The following is a 7,472-nucleotide window of genomic DNA, read 5'->3' as shown; positions in this document are numbered from 1 at the left end:
GTGCGAAGCGTTGTGTTCGTCAGCAGCAGAGAAGTGAGATTATGCAGTGTTTCGCTTAACTCGTCAACCCCTCGTTCGCTTCGTTGCAGATTTCTCTGCCGACCTTGCTAACGCAACCATTTGATTCCGTTAACCTTTTTCGATCGTGCCTTGCAGCGTTCCCGAAGCGGACGCGCACTATAGCAAACGCCGACGGAGTCCGCAAGCCCTTGCCCGGACGTGCCGGCGGGTGCGGTGCGTGTCGGTTTTGGCAATGCCGGGTATATTGCGTGCCAAACCAGCATGCCGGTCGCACGGGTGCTATGAGCTATTGGAGAGTAGATGAAGCACCCATTATTTCGCCGCACCGCCATCGCCGCGGCATGCATGTCGGCCCCACTGTGCGCGATCGCCCAGGAGGCACGCGCGCCCATCAATGTCGTGGTGGTCAGCGCCACCCGCTCCGCACACACGAGTTTCGACCTGCCCGCCGCGATCGACATCGTCGACGCATCCCAGCTGCGCGACACCCAGCCGCGCGTGAACGCTTCCGAAGCCCTGGCCGCGGTGCCGGGCCTGGTCGCGCGCGACCGCCAGAACTATGCGCAGGACCTGCAGATCTCCTCGCGCGGCTTCGGCGCGCGCTCGGCCTTCGGGGTGCGCGGCGTGCGCCTGGTGGCGGACGGCATCCCGGCCACCATGCCCGACGGCCAGGGCCAGGCCGCGACCTTCAACCTCGACATCGCCGAGCGCATCGAAGTGCTGCGCGGTCCCTTCTCCGCCCTGTACGGCAACCACTCCGGCGGCGTGATCCAGCTGTTCACGCGCGATCCCAAGGGCGCGCCTTCCATCGAAACCAGCTTCTCGGCCGGCAGCGACGGCCTGCGCAAGCTCGACCTGAACGCACAAGGCAGCAGCGGCAAGCTCGGCTACCTGCTGGACGCCTCGCGCTTCGAGACCGACGGCTACCGCGCCCACAGCGCCGCCACCCGCGAGCAGGCCTATGCCAAGCTGGTGGTCGAGCCAGACAAGGACAGCCGCCTGGTGCTCACCGCGAGCGGACTGCGCCAGGACGATACCCAGGATCCGCTGGGCGTAACCTGGGCCACCTGGCAGCGCGACCCGCGCGCCGGCGAGACCGATACGACCGACACCCAGTCGCCACAGCGCCCCCTGGCCGAGCGCTACGACACCCGCAAGAGCATCGACCACCAGCAGTTCGGACTCACTTGGGAACAGCGTTTCGGCCCCGACCGCCTGCTGGTGACCGCCTATGGCGGCAACCGCCGCGTGATCCAGTACCAGTCATTCTCGCGCGGCTTCCAGGCCCCGCCCACGCACTCCGGCGGCGTGGTCGATTTCGACCGCGACTTCCACGGCATCGACGCCAACTGGCGCGCCGTGCGCGAGCTGGCCGGGGGCACGCTGCGCGCCACCGTCGGCCTGGAAGTGGCGCGCTCGCGCGACGATCGCCAGGGCTTCGAGAACTTCGTCGGCAACACCTTCGGCGTGAAGGGCAACTTGCGGCGCGACGAACAGAATGAAGTCAGGAGCGTCGACCCTTACGCCCAGCTCGAATGGGAACGCGGACCCTGGGTCCTGACGGGCGGCGTGCGCCGCAGCCGCATCAGCTTCGACGTCACCGACCGCTTCCTCGCCAACGGCAACGACAGCGGCAGCGTCGACTACCGCCACACCTCGCCACTGGTGGGCTTGCTGTACAAGGTCTCGCCCTCGCTGAACGTGTATGCCAGCGCCGCGCGCGGCTTCGAAACCCCGACCCTGAACGAATTGTTCTACTCGGGCACCGGCGCCGGCTTCAACTTCCGCCTCGCCCCCGCCATCGGCAAGCACTTGGAGGCCGGCGTCAAGGCCATGCTGATGCCGGGTGTGCGCGTGAACGCGGCCGTGTTCCAGGTGCGTACCGAGGGCGAGCTGGTGGTCGACAGCTCATCGGGCGGGCGTACCAGCTACCGCAACGCCAGCGCTACCCTGCGCCAGGGCGGCGAACTGTCGCTGGATGCGGAACTCGGCGGGGGCTGGAACGCGCGCCTTGCGCTCACGGCGCTGCGCGCCACCTACGAGGAAGGCTTCGGCGCCGTGCCCGAGGGCAGCCGGCTGCCGGGCATCCCGAAGACCAGCCTGTACGGCGAGTTCGGCTGGAAGGAGCAGTCCGGCCGCTTCGGCGCCGCGCTGGAGACGATCGCCAACAGCCGCGTCTATGCGGAAGACACGAATACCGCCACGCCGGCGCCGGGCTATGCCATCGTCAATGCGCGCGTGCAGGCCAGCCAGCAAGTGAAAGGATGGCGGTTCAAGCAGTTTGCGCGACTGAACAACCTGTTCGACCGCGATTACGTGGGCTCGGTCATCGTGGGCGACGCCAACCGCCGCTATTACGAAGCCGCGCCCGGACGCAACTGGATCCTGGGCGTCAGCGCGCAATACCAGTTCTAGACCTTTGCGATCCCGGTACGCGTCGGCAGCGCCACACCGGGATAGAGCTTGGCGAGGGTGGCGTCAGTGGCCGGAACCAGCACGGCTTCCACCAGCTTGACCGCCACGGCCTCGTCCGGCGCGGCGCGCACCGACTTCCACAAGTCCGGATGCGCGGCCGCGTGCTCGCCCAGGGCCCGCTCGACTTCCTCCTGCCAGAAGGCCGGCGCTTCGCCTTCGACCCAGTTGCCGCGCCCGCGGCCGAAGTGCGCCACCGCCAGGTAGCGCAGCACGGCGCTCACCAAGAGCGACTGCAGGAAGGGATCGGCGAACTGCACCCCCGGCTTGTCGCGGTCCGTCCTCTGGTTGAAGCCCCAAGCCGCGCCGGCCATCGTCAGGCCGCCGACGATCGCGCCCAGCAGCGCCCCTGCCCCCATGGTCAGGCCGCCCGCCATCATGTCAGCCGACAGTCCCGTCGCCGCGCCCGACACCACCGCGCCGAGCAGGCCGGCCTGGGCCTTGTCCACCGGCGCGTGCACCGCGAAGTTGTCGCGCACGCGCGCATTGATGGTCAGCGCCTGGCCCGGATCGATCCGGTGCAGGGCCAGCAGGCGCGCCGTCGCGCCGTTGATGCGGGCGTTCAGGCGTTCGACCAGCGCCGCCATCGCCAGCTCCTGCCGCCGCTGTTCGTCCTTGCCGATGCCGACCGCCTTGAGCGCGCTGCGCAGCATGCTGCGGCCCTCTTCCGCAATCGGTTCGGCGTCGCGCGCGGCCGCCGCCAGCTGCTCCGCCGAGACGCGCAGCGCGCCCAGGTAGCGTTGGCGGTTGGCGGCGGACCAGGCCTCGAGCAGGCGCGCATAGCCGGGCCGCTTCTCGTCGACGACCAGGCGCCCGATCGCTTCGTAGAACACGTGTTCGTGCACCCAGCAGCGCGCAAAGGCGTCGAGCGGCAGCACTTCCTTCACCACCGGGAACTGGGCCAGGTGCTGGCGCCAGCGCCCCTGCTCGCCGGATTCCTCGGCGCCGGGGCGCGGTGGTCCCATCTGGTTGAGCAGCACGGCGACCGGCTTGCCGAGCCACTCGAGGATCTTCATCTCGGACGGCAGGTAGCCGGCGTCCTGGGGCGATTCCGAGGAGTTGACCAGGTAGAGGATGACGTCGGCTTCTTCCTTGGCGGCGCGCAGCGCCTGCTGGCTGAGCCAGAACGGGCGGTCGCGGTAGCGGTCGAACACCTCGCGCAGGAACCAGCCGATCGGGTTGCCCGCCATCGACAGGCGTTTCAAGAGGCGTACCGAATCGCCGAAGCCCGGCGTGTCCCACAGCACGAGGGTGTCGCCGGCCTCGCTGCGCTGCAGCGGGTGCGCCTCGGCGAACTGGGTCACGTGGGCGGCGTCGCGCACCTCGCCCACGTCCATGCCGACCAGCGTGCGCGCCAGCGTCGTCTTGCCGTTGTTGGTGTGCGAGACCAGCGCGAACTGGATCTTGACCGGTTCCGGGTTCATCGCGTTCATCGCAGCTCCGGCAGTGACAGGCCGGCGCCCAGCTCGAGCGGATGCTTGTCGGGTTGGAGCAGGTTCACGAAGGTGGCCGAGGTGCCGTGGAAGCTGCAGAACTGGCGCCACAGCGCGCTGCGCTCGGCCACGCGCGCGGCATTGCCCTGCTGCTCGCCGATGCGCTCCACCAGCGGCGACTCGTCGACCAGGACGGCGACGCCGCGCTTCACGCGCTTGCTCAGGTAGTCGAGGAAGGCGCCGTGGTTTTCCTTCTCGGGCGTGGCGGCAAGACTGAACAGCACGGCGGTGACGGTGACGCCCGCTTCGTCGAGCGCGGTGTCGCGCAGGGCTTCCTTCGGATCGATGCCATAGGCGGCCGTAGGACGCAGCTGGACGCGCGCCTGCGCACCGAGCGCGCTCGCCGCGATCGCCCACAGACCGCGGTCGCGCGCTTCGTCGAGGGTGTAGCTGTAGGGGAGCACGCGCAGCAGTGCCGGCGCGCCGGCGCCGATGCTGTCCGCCAGCTTGCGGTAATAGGGCTGGTCGAGGTCGAGCGGGAAGCTGCGCGCCAGCCGCCTTGCGCGCCAGGCGGCGAAGCCGGCCAGCAGCAGGCGCGGCAGCACGACCAGCAGCAGCAAGGTCGCGCCATACAGGTGCACCCAGCGCTCGCCGCTGGCGGCATTCACCATCCGGCCGAAGCGCAGCAATTCGATCTCGGTGAGCGAGAAGCCCTGCAGGAAGTGGAACACGCTCATCGCCGGCATGAACAGCCAGGACAGCAGGGTGTGGACCTGGCGGCCGTCGAGGAAGGTACTCTCCCAGCCGACCACGTACTGGGTCAGCAGGCCGCGCGCATACAGCGAAGCGATGGCGCCGAGCGCAAAGAAGGCCGCGGCAAGATGGATGCTGCGGCTCAGGCGCGCCCGGGTCAGCGGTTCGCTCAGGGCGGCCCACTCCCCCATGAAAACGGCGATGCCCTCGGCCAGCGGCGCCGGCAGCTTGCGCGGCACGGCGGCCTTGCCCACGCTCAGGCGGCGCAGCAGATTCGGGCTCGCCCAGCCGGGCCGTTTGCCGGGCACGATGACCCGCATCAGCGCCGACACCAGCATAAACAGATAGACCAGCAGGTTCCAGCCGATGATCAGGAGGAAGGGTGCGGAGAGCAGGTCGACGCGCTGCGGATCGGCGATGCGGTCGATGACTGCGCCCGAGACGAAGGCCAGGAAAGGCAGGGCCAGCCAGACGCCGCCAAGGCCCAGGCGGCGCTTGGCGAATGCGCCGAAGGCGGGCGAGCGTTCGCCCAGGCGTTTCAGGATCTGCTCGGAGCGCTGCTGCAGGAAATGCTGCTGGGTGACGGCGCTCTTGCTGTCGGCCGCCTGCCAGGCGGCGAGTTCCTTCGCGCTGCGGCTTGCGTACTTGCGGTCATCGTCGCTCAGCACCGTGTGATCGACGTCGGCGGACTCGATGGCGCGTACCAGTACGACATTGCGTGCGACCTGTTCGTTCATGCTTCTCCTGTCATGGTTGAAATGGCAAGGCTACAGGTGCATTGTGCCGCAGTTTGGGACGGAACATCGTTCCCGCGCTGCTTGCGGTCGAAGTCGAGGCGTAAAAAAAGCCCGGGAAACCCGGGCTCGCAATGTGTTTGCGCCGGCGTTCAGCTGCCGGGATTCTTCTTGTTCGGCTTGCTGCCGAAGTCCGACGCCGGCTGGTCGGGCCGGCCCTGCAGGCCTTTCGCTCCACCCACGCCGGAGTCCGATTGCTGGGAACCGGCGTGCTGGTATTGCTCCATGCCGCCCGCACCGGATTGCTGGGCTTCACCCAAGCGATTCTGCTCGGCCTGCGCCTGCATGCGCTGGCCGCGCTGGCGTGCGCTCCAGCCCTGGTGGACCGAGCCGGCGCCGCCGCGCTGGCCGCGGCCGCTCGTGTCCGACTGCTGCGAACCGGTGTTGGCCATCGGGAAAGGCGATTCTGGTCCGCCGCGCATCACGGCGCCGGGTGCGCGCGTCTGCATGCTCCCTTCCGCAACCGTCACGCCTTTCGGCTTGTGGATACCGCGCGAACGGTTGTCGCCACCCAGGCTTTTTTCCTTCGATTTCATGATTCCTCCTTCGCTTCGCTGAACCGATGGACCGATCATGCGCGTCGAAACAGTGGGGCTGTATAGGAGAAGACTCCGAGCCACTGTAGGAATCGCCGCACGATTACCGTTCAGCTAGCGGAGAGTGGACGGGGCAAGACTATTCTGAATACCTTGAGATGTGGCAAATGCTTGCTAGAACAGACTGCTAGCATTTTTGCTTGCCATGCCAAGGGGAAATGTAATGAAGTCCGGCCTGCCCAAGCTCTGCCTGTTGTTCTCCCTTTGCCTCAGCCTTGCCGCGAGCGCCGGCCCGTCGATGAAACGCCGGGCCTGGATCACCATCGGCGATGCGGCCTATCGGCAGGTCAAGACGATCGCTCCCGATGCGGTGGCGATCGACAGCCGCCAACTGCCTGCGGAAAAGGTACACGCCATCGTCGTCGATGAAGGCAGGCTCGCGAAGATTGCCGGCGTGATCCACCAGCGCCTGGGACAGTGCGGTGGCTACATATATCACGGTAGCGAAGCCGAGGCCCGTGCGGCGCTCGACCGGCGCCGCGTCCTGGCGCCGGCGCGCACATATGCAATTGCTCAACGCGAACTAGTCGAGCCCATGCTGGCGGGCATGCAGGAGAAGCAGATCGAGGCGAGCATCCTGAGCCTGAGCGGTTTTACCAACCGCTATTTCCGGAGCCAGTCGGGTGTGGACGCATCGAACTGGCTGCTGGCGACCTGGCGCGAACTCGCTGCCGGCCGCGCGGACATCTCGGTGATGCAGGTCCATCACCAGGGCTACCCCCAGCCGTCGGTCAGCCTGACCATCGCGGGGTCGGACCTGGCGGAAGAAACCGTGGTGGTCGGCGCGCACCTGGATTCGATTGTCGGTATCGGAATGAGCGAGACGGCACGCGCGCCGGGCGCCGACGACGACGCGTCGGGCGTGGCGAGCATGACCGAGGCCTTGCGCGCGCTGATTGCGAGCGGCTACCGTCCGCGCCGCACGATCCAGGTCATCGCCTATGCGGCGGAAGAAGCGGGATTGCGTGGCTCGCAAGAGATTGCGCGCCAGTTCAGGCAGGCGGGCAGGAAGGTCGCCGGCGTGCTGCAGCTCGACATGACGAACTACAAGGGTGCGGCAAACGACATCTACCTGATCACCGATTACACGAACAGCCAGCAGAACGCCTTTCTCGCCCAGCTGATCGGCGCTTACCTGCCCGGGCTCACGGTCGGCTACGACAGGTGCGGTTATGGCTGTTCGGATCACGCAAGCTGGGATGCGCAAGGCTATCCAGCGTCGATGCCCTTCGAGTCATCGATGGCGCGATACAACCCGCACATCCACACATCGAAGGACACCCTGGCCAACTCGGGCAACCAGACTGCCCACGCGCTGAAATTCGCCCGCTTGGCGGCAGCCTACATGGTGGAGCTGTCGAGCCAATAAAGCTGTAGTGAAGATCCGCAGTGCGAATCTGAAT

At 67.4% G+C, this 7,472-nt stretch carries 5 protein-coding genes; 2 read left to right on the top strand and 3 right to left on the bottom strand.

From position 1 onward, the window contains the following. The first annotated feature begins 321 nt into the window (after window positions 1–321). The gene (locus ACK6C6_RS24450) at window positions 322–2,436 is read left to right on the top strand and encodes a TonB-dependent receptor family protein (RefSeq protein ID WP_409269777.1); all 2,115 of its coding nucleotides are present in this window, start codon (window positions 322–324) and stop codon (window positions 2,434–2,436) included. Here the strand turns inward: ACK6C6_RS24450 and ACK6C6_RS24445 are convergent. The 3 genes from ACK6C6_RS24445 to ACK6C6_RS24435 form a co-directional block, all read right to left on the bottom strand. Continuing rightward, entirely contained in the window at window positions 2,433–3,917 is a 1,485-nt protein-coding gene (locus ACK6C6_RS24445; RefSeq protein ID WP_409269778.1) for a DUF3482 domain-containing protein, read from the bottom strand. The genes ACK6C6_RS24450 and ACK6C6_RS24445 overlap by 4 nt on opposite strands. 5 nt (window positions 3,918–3,922) lie before the next feature. Continuing rightward, window positions 3,923–5,416: a DUF2868 domain-containing protein gene (locus ACK6C6_RS24440; RefSeq protein WP_409269776.1), complete on the bottom strand. Its 1,494-nt coding sequence runs from the start codon at window positions 5,414–5,416 to the stop codon at window positions 3,923–3,925. A 149-nt stretch (window positions 5,417–5,565) separates the two neighbouring features. Continuing rightward, window positions 5,566–6,009 carry a hypothetical protein gene (locus ACK6C6_RS24435; RefSeq protein ID WP_292038947.1) on the bottom strand — a complete coding sequence of 148 codons (444 nt, stop codon included), beginning with the start codon at window positions 6,007–6,009 and terminating at the stop codon, window positions 5,566–5,568. A 223-nt stretch (window positions 6,010–6,232) separates the two neighbouring features. Here ACK6C6_RS24435 and ACK6C6_RS24430 point away from each other — a divergent pair, with 223 nt between their 5' ends. After that, entirely contained in the window at window positions 6,233–7,438 is a 1,206-nt protein-coding gene (locus ACK6C6_RS24430; protein ID WP_409269775.1) for a M20/M25/M40 family metallo-hydrolase, read from the top strand. Window positions 7,439–7,472 lie beyond the last annotated feature (34 nt).

Source organism: Massilia sp. BHUDP2, from assembly GCF_046236355.1.
GTDB classification, from domain to species: Bacteria; Pseudomonadota; Gammaproteobacteria; order Burkholderiales; family Burkholderiaceae_D; genus Telluria; species Telluria varians.
The sequence above is the reverse complement of the archived record's forward strand: the minus strand, read 5'-3'. Positions and strand labels throughout refer to the sequence as shown.